Below are 16,949 nucleotides of genomic sequence, written 5' to 3' on the forward strand. Positions count from 1 at the left end.
ATGTTTTATCCGTTAAATTCATTTCCAGTTTTGTTAAAATCATCTGTCTCAAGATAGTAGCGTACAGCATCACAAGCTCGTGCAATACCGACTTCAGCTAATTCTTTATCTTCTTTATCAAATCGACCAAGGACATGGTTGACAACAGACATGCCATGTTTTGGCCGGCCAATCCCCACCTTGATACGGTTAAATTCCTGCGTGCCAAGGTGTGAAAAAATAGATTTCATCCCGTTGTGTCCACCAGCTGATCCTTTCTGACGTAGACGCAGTTTTCCCACAGCCATGTCCAGATCATCATAAATCACAGTCAAATCAGAAGCGTCTAGCCCATTGTAAGCTAAAAGTGGTTTGACCGACTTACCTGAGTCATTCATAAAAGTCACAGGTTTAACTAAGATCACTTTTTGACCTGCTACCATGGTTGATGCTACATCTGCGATAAATGTCTTATCACGTTTGAAATTGATATTTAGATCATTTGCTAGTACATCAAGCACGTCAAATCCGACATTGTGCTTGGTATGTTCGTATTTATCACCTGGATTTCCTAACCCAACAATCATTTTAGTCATATTGACACTTCCTTTACACTTGGTTTACAGAATGTTTACACAATGATTTACAACCTTGTAAACGTCAAAAAAGACTGAAATCAACATTTCAGCACTTTTTCAATCTAATTAAACGTTAAATCTAAATTCCATGATATCGCCATCTTGAACGACATATTCTTTACCTTCTTCTCGTAGACGTCCAGCTTCTTTGACCGCTTTTTCAGAGCCATATTTGATGAGATCATCATAGGACATAGTCACCGCACGGATGAAGCCTTTTTCAAAGTCTGAGTGAATGATGCCGGCGGCGCCTGGTGCTTTGATGCCACGCTTGAACGTCCATGCGCGAACTTCCTTTTCGCCCGCTGTAAAGTAAGTACCAAGCCCAAGCAAGTGATAAGCGACTTGTGTCAACTTGTCAACGCCAGATTCGCTTAAGCCGATGGCTTCTAGAAACTCAGCTTTTTCGTCTGTTTCGAGTTCAGCGATTTCTTCTTCCACACGTGCTGAGATGACCACGGTGTCAGCGTTCTCAGTGGCTGCAAAGTCACGGATTTGTTTGACGTAGTCGATAGACTCAGGATCGCCAACCTCATCTTCTGAAACATTTGCCACGTACAAAACGGGTTTCGTTGTCAACAAGAACAAAGATTTGACTACCTTTAACTCATCATCTTCAAAGTCGACTGTCCGGGCTGATTTTCCTGCTTCAAGCACAGGTTTGATCTTTTCGAGGACTTTGAACTCAAGTACCGCGTCTTTATCTTTTTGTGTGCGTGCGATTTTTTCAACACGGGCGTAACGTTTATTGACAGACTCAAGATCGGCTAAAATCAGCTCAAGATTGATCGTATCGATGTCAGCGAGCGGATCAACAAAGGCATCCTCACGTCCTTGTTCGCGCATGACATTTTCATCATCAAAAGCACGAACCACATGGACAATGGCATCAACTTCGCGGATATTTGCGAGGAACTTATTGCCGAGGCCTTCACCTTTTGAGGCACCTTTAACAATCCCCGCAATATCTGTAAACTCAAAGGTTGTCGGGATCGTCTTTTTAGGTTTGATGAGTTCGGTGATTTTTGTGAGACGCGCGTCTGGCACTTCGACCGTACCTACGTTTGGGTCGATGGTCGCAAAGGGATAATTTGCAGCCTCCGCGCCAGCTTGTGTGATTGCGTTAAATAATGTAGATTTTCCGACGTTGGGCAAGCCCACGATTCCTGCTGTTAAAGCCATAAGTTAGATATGAGCTGAGAAAAATTCTGAGCTCAATCTCCTTTCTTTTTTCAATTTTTTGTTAATTGAGTATTGTTTTCATTTTTTGATTAAAATCATGTCGAGACATCATGACCACGTGATCGCAATTGGTGCAGCGAATTTTGATATCTGCACCGAGGCGCAGAATTTCCCAACGATTCGCTTTTTTACCTGTTGATTTGACGACACAGGCGTGCGGTTTTTTCATTTCAACAAAATCACCTAAAACGTACATAAAACCCTCCGTCTCAATAATTCTTTTTCACTACATTTTAACAAAAAGTGTCTAAAAAAACAACCGTAGGCGATTGTTTGTCATGATTTCCGTTGTCTATCTGATGCGCTATTTATTACAAGATGATTTACGATTGATGAGCCAGAGCTGTACGCCAATACCAAGGGCAAGCAAGGTAACAAGTCCTGAAATTGCGCGTAGAAACCACGCGTTTCGGCCAGTATCAGGAAGTTTTTTAAGGCCGTTTAGCTTGTCCACTTGTGTCTGTGTGAGCACAAAGTTAGCCTTAAAATGCCAGCTCTTATCTGCTGTTTTAGCTGTAATATCTGTCAAATAACGGCCGACCTGAAAACTTTTACCCAAAGGTAGCAGGATTTCAATTTTACTATTAGGCGCGATCTTGCTAAAGTCATGATTTTCTGTTTTACCGCCGTCCATGCCAAGCGTCTTACTGGTAATTTTGACATCTTTGAGCCAGGCGTTGCTAGCATTTTTCAGGGTGATTCGTACTGCACGCTTTCCGTCAATGTTTGTGGGCTCTGATTTGACCAGCTGCAGTTTTTCGGTAGCCTTATTATCATTTTTACGGACATTGATCATATACTCAAAATAATAGCCGATGTCGTCTTGAATAAATAAAATGGCGTTTGAAATCTCACCGTCAAAATCGCTTTTGAACGTATCAGCATCAAAAGTGATGGTGATTTTTTTACTTTGCTTGGCGGCAAGAGCCACTGTTTTAGGCGCCTTCAAGAAGCTTTCACTACTAGAAAAAGTTTGGTTGCCATGCGTATCAAGCCCAGGATAGCTTGTTTTGATGAGAATGTTGATGGGCTCATCAGACTCGTTTTTTAGTTCAAATGTCAGTACTTTTCCTGTTTCGTACTTGCTTGAAATCGTTGATTCTGACAAGGTTTGACCACTATCAAGAATCGGTTTTACAGTAAAATCCATCTCATTTGCATAGACGTGAGCGACTGCAAAACTTGCGATTAAAATGAGAATACTGATTATTTTTTTCATATTTACCCCTAATTTTTCGACTTGTTATGGGTTTAATTATAACATAGCCTGTCACCAGGTAAAAATGTTATAGGTAATGTCGTCAGAAACAGTTGCGTGTGGCTATGCAAGACGCTTGAAAATATGATATAATCTAGGATATGAGATTAGATAAATATTTGAAAGTTTCGCGGGTGATTAAGCGGCGTACAGTGGCTAAAGAAGTTGCTGATAAGGGCCGTATTAAACTCAACGGCATTCTGGCTAAAAGTTCGTCAGATGTTAAGTTTAATGACGTTCTGACGATTACATTTGGTAATAAAATCTTGGAAATTCGTGTGCTTGAAACAAAAGACTCGACAAAAAAAGAAGATGCCGAAAAAATGTACGAAATTATCTCGGAAACTCGAGTCAATCAAGGAGAATAATCGCATGGCAGAAAAGAAAATTGTCCGCCTAAATAACGAGTTTACCAATCAACGCTTAAATGATATCCAAACTTCCTACAAAAAGGCACCAAAACGTAAGCATTTGGGGCTGATTTTGGTTGCTGTGATTTTGGTTATGGCGTTGCCTGCAATCAATCTGGTCAAATCCTATGAAACCTTGCAAAGTCGTGAGGCACTTAAAACAAAATACGAAGCTAAGTCTGCTAGTTTAGATAAAAAAATTGCGACCAAAAAAGCTGACATTGTCAAGCTGAAAAATCCTATTTTTATCGAAAAGTATGCGCGCGCCAAGTACTACTACTCTAAAGACGGCGAAAAAGTCTTCTCGATTCCAGACTTGTCTGACGGTGGCGTTGTTAAAACAAGCAAATGATTGGTAAAGTTCAAAACATCACACGTTTCGGCGTTTTCGTGACATTTAAAGTAAATGAAGATGAAAAAACAGGTTTACTGCGCTGGTCATCACTGCCTAAGCACGCTAAGAGTGAAAAATTTTTCAAAGATGAGCGAGTCGAGGTTGACATTATCAAACGACATCCAGACGGAAAAGTTGATCTGGCGCTGACCGAACTTGATTTTCGTGAAAAATACGCAACTATACTAACGAAGACAGCTGATACATTGCAAAGCTTACATGAAAAAAATCAGAGGATAAGAGATCTATGACGACTGCAAATGGACAACTAAACGACGGCCGTGAGGTGTATCTAAATGGCGAACGCGTGGCAGATATGGCAAGTGAGCCAGTTTTTTCACGGACGTTAAAGGTCATCCAACGCTATTATGAGCTACAAAAAGAAAATAAAAACCATACGTTTTTTAACAATGGCATCGAAAGCTCTATCATGTTTTTAGCGCCGAAAACGACCAAAGATCTGGAGAAAAAACGTCGTATCTACGAAGAAGTTGCGCGTGAGTCTTACGGTATGCTTGGTCGGACACCGGATTTTATCAATACTGGCGTTGCGATTTTGGCGAATTATGCAGATGTTTTAGGCGTTGACCAAGTCAATCCGGCACTTGATTATGCACAAAATGCGAAAAATTGGGCGAAGCATGTCAAGTTTGATGATGTTTTTGTCAGTCACGCCATTCAAAATCCGCAGATTGACCGTCAGAAAACGTTGACAGAGCTGCTAAATGCAGGCAATGAGTTTGCTGGCGTCTGGATAAAAGAGCGTCGTGAGGATGGCGTGATCGTCAGAGGAGCTAAGCAAGTCAATACGCTTGCACCACTTGCTGATGAACTCCTGATTTTTAACTTACCGGGCCTATCGTCAGAGGATAAAAACTTTGCGCTTGCTTTTGCGCTACCTATCGCAACGCCAGGCGTCAAGATCATTTGCCGCAAAACGACTATGCACTTGGACCACTCACTTGCTGACTATCCACTGTCAAACGCCTTTGACGAGATGGATGCTTTTATCGTATTTGACGATGTTTTTGTGCCAAATGATGCACTTCTTGTCTGTGGCGATGTCGACAAATCAAATGCCTTTTTTGAAAAGAGTGGCCTGTTTAACCACACGGCGCACCAAGATGAAGTTCGCGGGTTTGTCAAGCTAGAGTTTGTGACGGGAATCGCGGTTAGATTAGCTGAGAAGCTCGGTCTATCAGGATTTCAGCGGGTAGAAGAGATGCTTGGCCAGCTGTCTGTCAATCTCGAGATGATTCGCTCAAGTATCATCGCAAGCGAAGTCACAGGCAAGATGGAAAATGGTGTTTTTACACCAAATATGCAGACATTGCTCGCTGTGCGTGCGACTTTGACTGGTTACTATGATGAAGCATTGCGCGTGATTGCTGAATTTTCAGCAGGATCAGCAGTTGGTGTTCCTGATTTTCGTCAATTTAGCAATGTCGAGATTTCAACGATGCTAAAAGATGCCTTGACAAGTGAGCAGATTACCGCTGAGGAACGGACCCTTCTGCTTAATCTTGCTTGGGATATTACGAGTGAAAGTTTTGGACAACGTCAACGTGTCTACGAGTTTCTACACGGTGGTAATCCGATGTTTATCCGCATGCAACATCTAGCGAAAACAGATTTGACACAGGCAAATGCTATGATTGATAAGGTTTTAGAAAATGCAAGAAACGATCAAAATTAACAAAATAAATATTTTGCAATGGCTGGTTCTAGTGACAATGGTTGCGCCAGCTTTTTTTACATGGCCACCAAAAACAGAAGTTGTGAGTTCACAAACACGCGCAAAGGCTGATGCAAGTCAAAAACCCCCGAGTGAAATACCGCCGAAAAGTCAAACATGGCAAGCCATTCCAAAACGCGCTGTCACCTTGACTACTGTCAAAAGTTATGCAGATGCCCATCTGACGAAAGTTTCAAAACAAATACCTGCACGGACGCATTTGTCTATCAAGACGATTAGTGCTTCTGGTAAGGCTTTTGAGCTGACTGATGGCACATTTATTAAAAATGACAAAGTACAAGTTGCTTCTGATGTGATACTATCTACACAAGATATTAACCAAATCATATATATCACAAAGCCATCAGACGTACTTTACACACCATTTACAACTTACGACAATCAAGTTTACAGTAAGTTGACAAGTGGACAAAAATTAGTAGCTGATAAGATAGCGAAAACAAACTGGGGGACATACTATCAAGTTAGTTTTGATGGTGGGAAAACTGGCTGGATAAGCAAGGATAGCTTGACTGAGAAAAATCCGAAGCTAGATAAAGTTCAAGCGCTACTCAATCAAAAATACAATAAATCTGCCTACTCAATCTATGTCAAGCAACTTGACAGCACATTTACAGCAGGTGTCAATCAAACAGAAAAAATGTATTCAGCCAGTCTCAGTAAATTACCAATTCTGTACTGGACACAAGAGCAGATCAATAAAGGCAACGCAAGTTTATCTGATCAGCTCACCTACAATGATCTAGTAAATTCCTGGGCTGGCGCTTTTAAGCCGGCTGGGACAGGATTCTTGCCTAAAACAGCCAATAATCAAAAGTACAGTCTATTAGACCTGATCAACCGCACGGCAAAGGACTCTGACAATGTCGGTAGCAATATGCTCGCCTATTATGAAACAGGGAAGTTTTCTGACACGTATCAGGCAGCTATCGCTGAAATTGCAGGTCAGGCTTGGGATCCAGACACCCGACTTGCCTCATCAGAAATGGTCGGACGCGTGCTGGAATCCTTGTATCAGGCTGGCGGTGCAGGTTTTAACGCGCTCATTGGCACAGACTATGACAATGAGCGCATCCCAGCACAACTGCCTAAAACACTCAAGGTCGCACATAAGATTGGAACAGCAGACGAATTTAACCACGATGCTGCAATCGTCTTTACATCAGAACCTTATATTCTAGTGATTGAGACCAACGACAACTCAAATAACGACGTACTTGCGAACATCTCCAAAGACATTTACGAGGTAATGAAATGAAACCCTATGAAAAATTTTTGAAAATCGCTCAGGAAAAAGGCTATTTTGAAAAGCACGAGACGGTTTTGATTGCCTTATCTGGTGGTCTTGACTCCATGACTCTCTTTAACTGGCTTTATCGTGCCAAAGAAACGCTTGACATCAGACTTTCGGTTGCGCATGTCAATCATAAACAACGCGACGCTTCTGATAATGAAGAGAAAGCTTTACGCGCAAAAATGCTAGAGCTCAAAATCCCTTTTTATACAGCCAGTTTTACAGGAACTTTTTCTGAAGAAAAGGCACGGCATTTTCGCTATGATTTTTTTGAAACGATCATGGAGGAAAATAGTATCACCGCCCTTGTCACTGCGCATCACAAGAACGATCTGACGGAAAATTTCTTGATTCGTCAGATTCGTGGCTCGCGTTTGCGCTATCTGACGGGTATGGAAGAGGTTCAGGATTTTGGTGATTCTCGTCAGAAGCTTGAGCTGATTAGGCCGCTCCTGTCGTTTGAAAAATCTGAGTTTAATGCCTCAGATTATTTTGAGGATGCGTCAAATGCTGGCAATGATTTTCTGAGAAATCGCGTCAGAAATACTTACTTACCCGCGTTTGAAAAGGAAAATCCACGGTTTGAGGAAAATCTGACCAGCCTAACAGACGAAATCAAACGTGCCATGGCCATTGTGACCTACAGTGGTCGTGCTTTTGCTGCAGCAAGTAAGATTGATCTGATCGAATTTTCAAGAGAAATTGACGATTTGCAATATTTTATTTTACAAGAATATATCGCAAAATTCCCTGAACTTGAAGTTTCAAAAGCACAATTTGATGAGTTACTACACATCATCAAACGTGATGGTCAGTACTTCCACGCCATTTCAAGTGATTATAATTTCGTCAAAGACCGTTATTATTTTTATATAGAAGAGCGTTCAAAAGCAACAGAGTTTGAAACGTCTCTGACGCCATTTGCGACTGGAGATTTTGCAGAAATTACCTTACCTGAACATGGTCAAATCGTCATCAGAAAGCGTGAAGCTGGGGACCGCATTACTGTTAATGGTATTGATAAAAAACTACGTCGTTATTTTATTGATCAAAAAATTTCACTCAAAAAACGTGGGAATCCGCTGATTGTTGTAGAGAATCAGATTTATGGGGTGCTTGATGTCATCGATACAGATTTGAGTAAATCTTTAAAACATGATAAAATGGGACGAACGCTTTATTATAGAGAAAAGAGATAAACTAACAAATGTTAAAAGATGCAATCAAGAAAATTTTAGTAACAGAAGACGAGATTATCACAAAATCGCGTGAGCTCGGAGAAATTTTGACGACGGAATATCAAGGTAAAAATCCACTCATGGTCGCAATTCTGAAAGGATCAGTACCGTTTTTTGCAGAGTTGACCAAGCGAATCGACACGCATATCGAGATGGATTTTATGGTCGTCTCAAGTTACCACGGTGGCACGTCATCGTCTGGCGAAGTCAAGATGATCAAGGATCTCGATACATCTGTTGAAGGTCGCGACATTGTCATTGTTGAAGATATTATTGACACAGGTCGTACACTTTTGTATCTGAAAGAGCTGCTGCTCCATCGCAAGGCGAATTCAGTCAAAATCGTAACACTTGTTGATAAGCCTGAAGGACGTGTTGTTTCTATCGATGCTGATTACGTTGGTTTTAGCTTGCCTAATGAGTTTTTAGTCGGATTTGGTCTGGACTACGATGAAAATTATCGTAATCTGCCCTACATTGGCGTGCTCAAGGAAGAAATTTATCAGTCTTAAGACCGATATTGACTAAAACTGACCTTTATCATGGACAATTCGCCTAAAATTTGTCATAATATCTGAATAAAACAAAATTAGATAAGGAATCTATGAACAATAACAAAAAAAATAACGGCTTCATAAAGAATTCTTTCTTGTATGTGATACTCGTCATCGTCGCAGTTGTTGGCTTCCAGTACTTCTTTAGAGGTACAAATAGCGAAACTGTTGATAAGATTAACTACACAACATTGGTCAAAAAGCTCAAAGCTGGCGACATCAAGGAACTCTCATATCAACCGTCATCATCACTGATTTCAGTCAGTGGTGACTACAAAAAAGCTAAGACTGTTAAAGCTAAAACAAACTTCTCGCTGATTGCAAACAAACCAAGCAAGGTTAAAAAGTTTACAACGCTTGTTTTGCCAACTGACACGACAATCACCGACCTGCAAAAAATTGCGGACAAGGAAAATGTCAAGGTTTCGGTCAAACAAGAGGCTTCAAACGGCATCTGGCTATCCTTACTCGGTAGCTGGTTGCCACTTCTTCTCATGATTGGTTTCCTTTACATGATGATGGGCGGCATGCGTGGCGGCGGTACAAATGGCGGCGGCAATCCGATGAGTTTCGGAAAATCTCGCGCCAAAGAACAAGACAAAAAAACAACCAAAGTGCGTTTTGCTGACGTCGCTGGTTCTGACGAAGAAAAACAAGAACTTGTCGAAGTCGTTGATTTCTTGAAAAATCCGAAAAAATACCATGATTTAGGTGCCCGCATTCCAGCAGGTGTGCTGTTAGAAGGCCCTCCAGGGACAGGTAAAACATTACTTGCTAAGGCAGTTGCTGGTGAAGCAGGCGTACCGTTCTTTTCTATTTCAGGTTCTGATTTTGTTGAGATGTTTGTCGGTGTTGGTGCTTCTCGTGTCCGCGATCTCTTTGAGAAAGCTAAAAAAGAAGCTCCTGCCATCGTCTTTATCGATGAAATCGATGCTGTCGGACGTCAACGTGGTGCAGGTATGGGCGGCGGAAATGATGAGCGCGAGCAAACATTGAATCAACTCCTAGTTGAGATGGATGGCTTTAACGAAAGCAAAGAGGCCGTCATCGTGATTGCAGCGACTAACCGCTCTGACGTGCTCGATCCTGCACTTTTGCGCCCAGGTCGTTTCGATCGGAAAGTTTTGGTTGGCGCGCCTGACGTCAAGGGTCGTGAGGCGGTTCTCAGAGTTCACGCCAAAAATAAACCACTTGCAGATGATGTCGATCTCAAAGTGGTTGCTCAGCAAACACCAGGTTTTGTCGGTGCTGACTTGGAAAATGTTCTCAATGAAGCAGCACTCGTTGCGGCACGTCGTAATAAAAAAGTGATTGATGCCTCTGATATTGATGAGGCTGAAGACCGCGTGATTGCTGGTCCAGCCAAGAAAGATAAGCGCATCTCTGAGCACGAGCGTGAGATGGTGGCTTATCACGAAGCAGGTCATACGATTGTCGGACTTGTCCTGTCAAATGCAAGCTTTGTCCACAAAGTTACGATTGTTCCTCGGGGGCGTGCTGGCGGTTATATGATTTCGCTGCCAAAAGAAGATCAGTTCCTACTTTCCAAAGAAGATATGCAGGAACGCTTGGCAGGCCTTATGGGTGGTCGTACAGCTGAAGAGATTATCTTCAACGCTATCACCACAGGCGCTTCAAACGACTTTGAGCAAGCAACTCAGCTTGCCCGTGGCATGGTGACACAGTACGGTATGTCAGAAAAACTTGGCACTGTCACACTTGAAGGTAATTCGCAAGCTGTCTTTATCGGACGCGATTATGGTCAAACGAAAGGCTACAGCGAGTACACTGCTCAAGCTATTGACGAAGAAGTGCGCACCATCATTAACGATGCACATGAGACAGCCCGTCGTATCATTGAAGAACATCGTGAACAGCACAAGGCAATTGCCCTTGCTTTGCTGGAGCATGAGACTTTGGACGCACGGCAAATCAAGTCATTGTTTGAAACTGGTAAAATGCCAGTAGACACAGAAAAAGAAACAGAAACAACAGAACCAGCAGGTTTTGAAGAAGTTTTGGACGCTGTCAATGCAAGCCAACCAGAAAATACAAACGAAGACGATTAAAACAATGAAATGTCAAGCGATATCGCTTGATTTTTTGTGATCTGTGATATAATTTAAATGATATACTTTCAATAATCAATAGAAAATGGCTGATAAAGTGACACAAACATTCAAGGAAAAGTTGGCAGAACTTGAAGAAAAACGGCGGTCAGAACAGGAAAAATTAAGCCAGTTCGACCTTGAAAATCCAGAATTTCAAGATCATTTAGCATCAGGTGTGATGGATTTTGTTGCTGATTCTGATGTAACATTGAAAAGTTCTGACCAGTCTAAACCGGCTGAAAAACAGGCGAATAAAAGGACTAAAAACCAGATCAAACCGATGACGCTAGCAATATTTGTTAGCCTTTTCGTCATTATTTTAGCCAGACTTTACGCACTTGACTATATCGGCCTCAAAAAAGAAGTCACGCAAAAATCCCTTGACAATAGTTTCACCTACAAAGGTGGTCTCGCACAAGGAAATTTTTCAGGTGCAGCAACCATTACTGATAAAAAAGGTAACACGCTAAAAGGCACTTTTAAAGCGGGAAAACTCGCTGGTAATGCACTTTACACACAAAACGGTGGCTATGTTGTTAAGCAAAAAAATGATCAATCAAGCGTAATCAGTCTGGCAGATAAAACAGTCGTGACACTTGATAAGGATAAATACAGCACCAAGGCACAGAATTTTTCCTACACTGGTACTTGGCGGTTTGCGGGGAGTTGGCAGGGTCAGATGACATTTGCCAACCAAGCAAGCTACATGGGCGCATGGAAAAACGGACTTCCTGACGGTCAGGGCACCTATACCACAATCGACGGCACGCCAATCAAGGCGACATTCAAATTTGGAGTTCCCAAACAATGAAGATAAAATGGTTTTCACTTGTCAGAGTTACCGGCCTTGTTACTGTCCTAGGCTATCACTTTTTTGCAAAAGTCTTCCCAGGCGGCTTTATCGGAGTTGACATCTTTTTCGTCTTTTCGGGTTATCTGATTACGTCGCTATTTTTCGTCGAACTCGAAAAATCAGAAACATTTGATCTGCTAAAATATTATCAACGCCGGTTTTTACGGATTTTTCCACCGCTTATCATCATGGTGGTAACAACTTTACCATTCACGCTACTTCTGCCCTCAGATTTCCGTGCCAATCTTGCGAAACAAGTCACGGCAGCGATTAGTTTTGCGACCAATAAGTTTGAGATTATCTCAGGCGCCTCTTATGAAGCGCAGCAAACACCGCAACTTTATATCCACACCTGGACATTATCGCTCGAATTTCTCTTTTATCTGAGTTGGGGGCTGCTTTTATTCGCGCTGATTTTTGTGCTCAAAAAAATGCGATTTAGCGGACGCAACCTGCTGATTCAGACACGTATTTTTGTGCTGATACTTGCAGGATTACTCAGCATCATCTCAATCGCACACTTAGAAACCAGCTTCAACCCAGCCTATCTGAGCTACAGCTATTTCGCCTTCACGACCCATATGTACCCATTTTTTATTGGCGCGATCGTATCCGTCTTTGCGGGTATTCGTATCAATGGTAAACAGCAGACGAGTTTTGCAAATTATCCCATGAAAAAGTGGTGGATTTGGACGCTCGTACCGCTAGTTTTACTTGTGATTCTGACTTTTTTTGGCAGATTTGAAAGTATCTGGACCGTCAGAACCAATTTGATTTTGACGAGCATCTTAGCTGCGATTTTAATTGTCCAATTTCGGATTCTGCATGAACGAACGACTGCCCAAGAACCAAAAATTTTGACCATTCTTGCAGATACGTCCTACAGTATTTACCTGTTTCACTGGCCTGTTTGGCTGATCATATCACATCTCATTCACCACGTGGTAATTTCGGGAGTTCTGAGTTTTATCGTGTCATTTGCAGCGTCAGCTGGTGTCTATTACGGGATTGAACCTTATTTTCACGGAAAATCACGACCAAAATGGTTGATGGGGAAGGTATTTTATGGCGGACTCGCAGCACTTGCGCTAGCGGGAATCGCAATCACAATCACCGCACCCAAGATTTCAAAAATCGAGCGCAGTATCAACGAAGCGCAAATTAGCGAAACAATGGTCGCGCTAGATAAACAGGGTATGCTCAGTAAAAATCTGGTCGACACAGGTAATGGCATTTTTCAAAATACGAGCTGGTACAACTCAGACGCAGGTTTTAGCACGAGTGCAGACCTTCAGATGAAACAAACCGTCCTAAAAGACGTGACATCCGTCTCAAATGCTGTGCTCAATAGTTCGCAGACTGTACTTGGCGACTCGGTTCTAGTCGGTGTCGTACCTTATTTGTCAAACATCCTGCCAGATGCGGATGTGGATGCGAAAGTCGGCCGTAACTACGATGACATCTACCAGCTCTATACGCAAAAGCTACAGGCGAAAAAACTCGGTAAGTATATCGTGATTTCGGCGGGTGCCAATGTAACTAGCGACATGAAAAAAGATGTTGCAACTATCGTAAAAAATGCACCTAAGGGGACACATTTAGTGTTAGTAACGGCTTATGATGGCAAAAACCAGGCTGTTTTAGACGATTTTAATACCTACCTAAAAACCTTCTCGAAAAAATATGATTGGGTTAAAATTGCTGACTGGGCAGCATTTATCGCACCGCAGGACAGTTTGCTATGGTCTGACCAGATTCATTTTGGTGGCAAACAAGATGTTTCAGTCGACTATCTAAATATTATCGTAAAAAGTCTCAATCAAGCGGCCGAAACTGCTGGCAAACCCTAAGATTACAACCATATAACAAAAATGAAGAGTCTGTAACAAGGCTCTTTTTGCCAAATTTTATGGTAGAATTAAGGTATATGTACAAACACGCTAAAAAAAGCGATTTTAAGACATCGCATAAGATAATTTTTTCGATTTTGAGTCTAGTTGGGATGCTAGGACTTGCTTTTGGTATCTCTGTTTTTCTAGTTCTTGGCGGTGAAGATAAGTCAAAGGCAGACACGCAACCGAGCCATAAAAAACAAGCAATAGTTGAAGCGAAATCTGATGAACCAGTTAAAACAATTAGTGCGTCATCGGAACAACCATCCGCGTCATCTGTGCCATCGTCAGAAGTTCAGTCAGAATCAGAGGTTGATCTTACCCAAGATAACGTCAGCTATACGGTGAAATCAGGAGATTCTTTATCGCTGATTGCTGACAAGTACCAAGTCAGCCCTGAATCAATTGTGCAGCAAAATAATTTATCATCACAAGACGCAATCTATGCTGGACAAGTACTCGCATTCACACGTTCTTACATCGTCAAAGCAGTATCAGAAACGGAATCTGAAACAACGACAGAACAAGCGACGGACACACAAAGCTCAACACCAGTTTCTATTAACAACGGCAACAAAGTAGCGGCAGGCGGACTCAGTGATGCAGAACGTGCAAATGTATTATCACAACTTGAGTCCCGCACAGGCGTACCAGCAAGTCAATGGGACTATATCATCTCACGTGAAAGTGGCTGGATTCCAAGCGTAAAAAATTCGATTGGCTATTATGGTCTATTCCAATTGGCGCCAGGTTATCAAGGGTATGGTGGTGATGTTCAGTCACAGATTGAAGGTGCTATGTATCTGTTTAACAATGGCGGGATGGCTCACTGGTCACTGTAAAGTGGCATAAACAGTGGTATTTCCGGATGTTTCAAAAAAAGATAAAGTTTTTTTATAAAAACGCTTGACGTAAGTCGGATAATACGATATAATTATTTTTGTTGCTGATTGAGAAAGAAAGTCAGCTACAAACCCTGGTCCGTTGGTCAAGGGGTTAAGACACCGCCTTTTCACGGCGGTAACACGGGTTCGAATCCCGTACGGACTATTTATTATTTTGGAGGATTACCCAAGTCTGGCTGAAGGGAACGGTCTTGAAAACCGTCAGACGTGTAAAAGCGTGCTAGGGTTCGAATCCCTAATCCTCCTTTAGGAAAAACTTCCTATTCATATATTATCGCGGGATGGAGCAGCTCGGTAGCTCGTCGGGCTCATAACCCGAAGGTCGTAGGTTCAAATCCTGCTCCCGCAATTGAAAAAACAGTTGGACCCGTAGTGTAGCGGTTATCACGTCGCCCTGTCACGGCGAAGATCGCGGGTTCAATTCCCGTCGGGACCGTTGAGATAATTATCAACTATTTCAAGTAATAAATTTGGCTCGGTAGCTCAGTTGGTAGAGCAATGGATTGAAGCTCCATGTGTCGGCGGTTCGATTCCGTCTCGCGCCATTTATGAATAAACATATTCATAAAGAACCTTTGCGGGTGTAGTTTAATGGTAGAACCTTAGCCTTCCAAGCTAACTACGCGAGTTCGATTCTCGTCACCCGCTTCACCATTTTTTTATTATAAGAAATGGACCTTAATCGAAAAGATTAGGGCGCATAGCTCAGCTGGTTAGAGCGCACGCCTGATAAGCGTGAGGTCGGTGGTTCGAGTCCACTTGTGCCCATTTTGAAAAATAATTTCAAAACTATCACTGATAAATTAGTTTGGTGCTAATTGCATGAGAGATACACCTGTTCCCATGTCGAACACAGTAGTTAAGTCTCATTACGCCGGAAGTAGTTGGGGGTTGCCCCCTGTGAGATATGGTCGGTGCCAAGCTTATTCCGCTTTAGCTCAGTTGGTAGTAGCGCATGACTGTTAATCATGATGTCGCAAGTTCGAGTCTTGCAAGCGGAGCTAGTAAAACGTTGTCGAAAGATGGCGTTTTTTTGTTATATTTCAATACATAAAAAGCGCGCATCCGCGTGCTTTTTATATACTATACTCACACATCGCCAAACAAAAAACGAATAATCTTCGCTTTGAGGCGATACTTTTTATTTCGATCCACCACTCTGCCATCAAGCAAATCCTGAAAAGTAATTAACTCAGCCGGCGTCAAAATCTCTGTAATCTCATTAAATAACAGCTCATAAATAAAATTCTCCGCCACGCCCTGCTTTTCATCTGCCACAGAACGTACCAGTGAAATCTCAGCGTAGTCAGGCAACTCATAACGCCGCTTGTAAGCCTGAGACTTACGATAAGCATCAATCAAGAACTGTGAATACTTAACTTTGAAGTAAACATAGAAATTAAGGCCAGAGTCCTCCTTATCGGCAAGTAATATCTGATTGTAAAGTTCAAGCGCGACAATCATCCCCTCCTGCATATAGTCCTCAATCTCCCATGATGGAATGTTGGCCTTCTTTTTGCAATTCATAATGATTGGCTCAATATTTTTCAAAATCACTTCAATTTTATCCATGTGTTTTCTCCTCATAAAGGGGCGCAGGATTGCACCAGAGCGGTTTAGGACTAATCAACTAATAGTTGTTTAGCTAAGAATACCAAAACAATAATGACTTGTCAACTAAAAATGTAAAAAGAGTTGAAAATATCATGAAAAACATCGAATAAACGAAAATAATCTACAAATATACTTGGTTGTGTTAAAATAAAGACATGAAAACATTAACTAAAACAGAACTTGCCATCTGGGAAGACTTCCAGCTCATTATCGAACGCCTCAATAATCCAATAGAAAGAAGTATTCTAAAAGAAACCAACCTAGCTAAAGGTGAGTTTAGAATCTTAAATACAATCCGAAAATCCGGAGGAGAAATGTCGCAAAGTGAGCTAGTCACGCATATCGGCTGGGAAAAAAGTCGTTTATCCCACTATGTCAAACGCATAGAAGGAAAAGGATTACTCGAAACGAAAAAAAAGGGTCGTGAAAAAACAGTCATCATCACCCCAGAAGGTCAGGAAGCGGTCACGGAATCTGCCCCGGTGATCAGCGATATCATCCGTCACCAGTTTATAGAAACACTAGAGCGTACTGACATCGAAAGCATTGAGCAAACAGCAGAACGTCTAAAAGAAACAGAAATGGTATATGAAAACACCTAAATAGCAAGGCCTCTGGCCTTGTTTTTCAGTCGCAAGAAAAAAAGCGAAAAAAGGTGAAGAAAGTAGTTGACAGGGGAGATGAAATTTGATAAGATATTAAAGTACTCAATTCGAGGAGACGAACGATTGAAAGAAAAATAAAAAAACTTTCAAAAAGTAGTTGACAAGGAGCGGAAGTTCTGATAGAATTAAGTAGTTGTCTCACAAGA

General features: G+C 41.8%; 17 protein-coding genes, 8 tRNA genes and 1 rRNA gene. 21 read left to right on the top strand and 5 right to left on the bottom strand.

The annotated features are described in order from the left end of the window. Positions 1-5: 5 nt before the first annotated feature. The 4 genes from pth to Hs20B_RS04600 all read right to left on the bottom strand — a co-directional run bounded on the left by pth (position 6) and on the right by Hs20B_RS04600 (position 3,078). Entirely contained in the window at positions 6-575 is a 570-nt protein-coding gene (pth, locus tag Hs20B_RS04585; RefSeq protein ID WP_172356072.1) for an aminoacyl-tRNA hydrolase, read from the bottom strand. A 108-nt stretch (positions 576-683) separates the two neighbouring features. Beyond that, positions 684-1,799, bottom strand: a complete 1,116-nt coding sequence (gene ychF, locus Hs20B_RS04590; RefSeq protein WP_172356074.1) for a redox-regulated ATPase YchF — start codon at positions 1,797-1,799, stop codon at positions 684-686. A 61-nt stretch (positions 1,800-1,860) separates the two neighbouring features. Beyond that, positions 1,861-2,055, bottom strand: a complete 195-nt coding sequence (locus tag Hs20B_RS04595) for a DUF951 domain-containing protein (protein ID WP_172356076.1) — start codon at positions 2,053-2,055, stop codon at positions 1,861-1,863. A 108-nt stretch (positions 2,056-2,163) separates the two neighbouring features. Beyond that, on the bottom strand, positions 2,164-3,078 hold the full coding sequence (locus tag Hs20B_RS04600; protein ID WP_172356078.1) for a WxL protein host-binding domain-containing protein: 915 nt from the start codon (positions 3,076-3,078) through the stop codon (positions 2,164-2,166). 140 nt (positions 3,079-3,218) lie between these two features. On the opposite strand from Hs20B_RS04600, the gene Hs20B_RS04605 reads away from it, so the two are divergent. From Hs20B_RS04605 to Hs20B_RS04700, 20 genes are all read left to right on the top strand, one after another. Further along, positions 3,219-3,485, top strand: a complete 267-nt coding sequence (locus Hs20B_RS04605) for an RNA-binding S4 domain-containing protein (RefSeq protein ID WP_172356080.1) — start codon at positions 3,219-3,221, stop codon at positions 3,483-3,485. Positions 3,486-3,489: 4 nt separating this feature from the next. Next, positions 3,490-3,879, top strand: coding sequence for an FtsB family cell division protein (locus Hs20B_RS04610; RefSeq protein ID WP_172356082.1), 390 nt, complete (start codon positions 3,490-3,492; stop codon positions 3,877-3,879). Then, positions 3,876-4,172 (top strand): S1 RNA-binding domain-containing protein, encoded by a 297-nt coding sequence (locus Hs20B_RS04615; RefSeq protein ID WP_172356084.1) that lies wholly within the window; start codon positions 3,876-3,878, stop codon positions 4,170-4,172. Before Hs20B_RS04610 ends, Hs20B_RS04615 begins: the two co-directional genes overlap by 4 nt. Then, complete coding sequence (locus Hs20B_RS04620) at positions 4,169-5,617, top strand: 4-hydroxyphenylacetate 3-hydroxylase N-terminal domain-containing protein (protein ID WP_172356085.1); 1,449 nt, start codon at positions 4,169-4,171, stop codon at positions 5,615-5,617. Before Hs20B_RS04615 ends, Hs20B_RS04620 begins: the two co-directional genes overlap by 4 nt. Further along, positions 5,595-6,935: a serine hydrolase gene (locus tag Hs20B_RS04625; RefSeq protein ID WP_172356087.1), complete on the top strand. Its 1,341-nt coding sequence runs from the start codon at positions 5,595-5,597 to the stop codon at positions 6,933-6,935. The genes Hs20B_RS04620 and Hs20B_RS04625 overlap by 23 nt, the downstream gene beginning before the upstream one ends. Then, positions 6,932-8,170: a tRNA lysidine(34) synthetase TilS gene (tilS, locus tag Hs20B_RS04630; protein WP_172356089.1), complete on the top strand. Its 1,239-nt coding sequence runs from the start codon at positions 6,932-6,934 to the stop codon at positions 8,168-8,170. Before Hs20B_RS04625 ends, tilS begins: the two co-directional genes overlap by 4 nt. A gap of 8 nt (positions 8,171-8,178) precedes the next feature. Further along, complete coding sequence (gene hpt / locus Hs20B_RS04635; RefSeq protein WP_172356091.1) at positions 8,179-8,721, top strand: hypoxanthine phosphoribosyltransferase; 543 nt, start codon at positions 8,179-8,181, stop codon at positions 8,719-8,721. Between the two features lie 92 nt (positions 8,722-8,813). Then, positions 8,814-10,832 (top strand): ATP-dependent zinc metalloprotease FtsH, encoded by a 2,019-nt coding sequence (ftsH, locus tag Hs20B_RS04640; RefSeq protein ID WP_172356092.1) that lies wholly within the window; start codon positions 8,814-8,816, stop codon positions 10,830-10,832. Between the two features lie 85 nt (positions 10,833-10,917). Next, on the top strand, positions 10,918-11,685 hold the full coding sequence (locus tag Hs20B_RS04645; protein ID WP_172356094.1) for an MORN repeat-containing protein: 768 nt from the start codon (positions 10,918-10,920) through the stop codon (positions 11,683-11,685). Then, entirely contained in the window at positions 11,682-13,577 is a 1,896-nt protein-coding gene (locus Hs20B_RS04650) for an acyltransferase family protein (protein WP_172356096.1), read from the top strand. The genes Hs20B_RS04645 and Hs20B_RS04650 overlap by 4 nt, the downstream gene beginning before the upstream one ends. A gap of 77 nt (positions 13,578-13,654) precedes the next feature. Then, on the top strand, positions 13,655-14,461 hold the full coding sequence (locus Hs20B_RS04655) for a LysM peptidoglycan-binding domain-containing protein (protein WP_172356098.1): 807 nt from the start codon (positions 13,655-13,657) through the stop codon (positions 14,459-14,461). Between the two features lie 136 nt (positions 14,462-14,597). After that, positions 14,598-14,669, top strand: a tRNA-Glu gene (locus Hs20B_RS04660). Positions 14,670-14,680: 11 nt separating this feature from the next. Next, positions 14,681-14,770: transfer RNA gene (locus Hs20B_RS04665), tRNA-Ser, on the top strand. A gap of 29 nt (positions 14,771-14,799) precedes the next feature. Beyond that, positions 14,800-14,873: transfer RNA gene (locus Hs20B_RS04670), tRNA-Met, on the top strand. A 14-nt stretch (positions 14,874-14,887) separates the two neighbouring features. Further along, positions 14,888-14,960 (top strand) — tRNA-Asp (locus Hs20B_RS04675). A gap of 36 nt (positions 14,961-14,996) precedes the next feature. Further along, a tRNA-Phe gene (locus tag Hs20B_RS04680) sits at positions 14,997-15,069 on the top strand. A gap of 32 nt (positions 15,070-15,101) precedes the next feature. Then, a tRNA-Gly gene (locus Hs20B_RS04685) sits at positions 15,102-15,172 on the top strand. Between the two features lie 46 nt (positions 15,173-15,218). Next, positions 15,219-15,292, top strand: a tRNA-Ile gene (locus tag Hs20B_RS04690). Positions 15,293-15,331: 39 nt separating this feature from the next. After that, positions 15,332-15,447 (top strand): 5S ribosomal RNA (rrf, locus tag Hs20B_RS04695). A gap of 4 nt (positions 15,448-15,451) precedes the next feature. Beyond that, a tRNA-Asn gene (locus Hs20B_RS04700) sits at positions 15,452-15,525 on the top strand. 88 nt (positions 15,526-15,613) lie between these two features. Here Hs20B_RS04700 and Hs20B_RS04705 read toward each other — a convergent pair. After that, positions 15,614-16,096: a hypothetical protein gene (locus Hs20B_RS04705; protein WP_172356100.1), complete on the bottom strand. Its 483-nt coding sequence runs from the start codon at positions 16,094-16,096 to the stop codon at positions 15,614-15,616. A 197-nt stretch (positions 16,097-16,293) separates the two neighbouring features. Between Hs20B_RS04705 and Hs20B_RS04710 the strand changes: the two genes are divergently transcribed. Beyond that, complete coding sequence (locus tag Hs20B_RS04710; protein WP_172356102.1) at positions 16,294-16,740, top strand: MarR family winged helix-turn-helix transcriptional regulator; 447 nt, start codon at positions 16,294-16,296, stop codon at positions 16,738-16,740. Positions 16,741-16,949: the final 209 nt, after the last annotated feature.

Source organism: Pseudolactococcus insecticola, from assembly GCF_011170065.1.
Taxonomy (GTDB): domain Bacteria; phylum Bacillota; class Bacilli; order Lactobacillales; family Streptococcaceae; genus Pseudolactococcus; species Pseudolactococcus insecticola.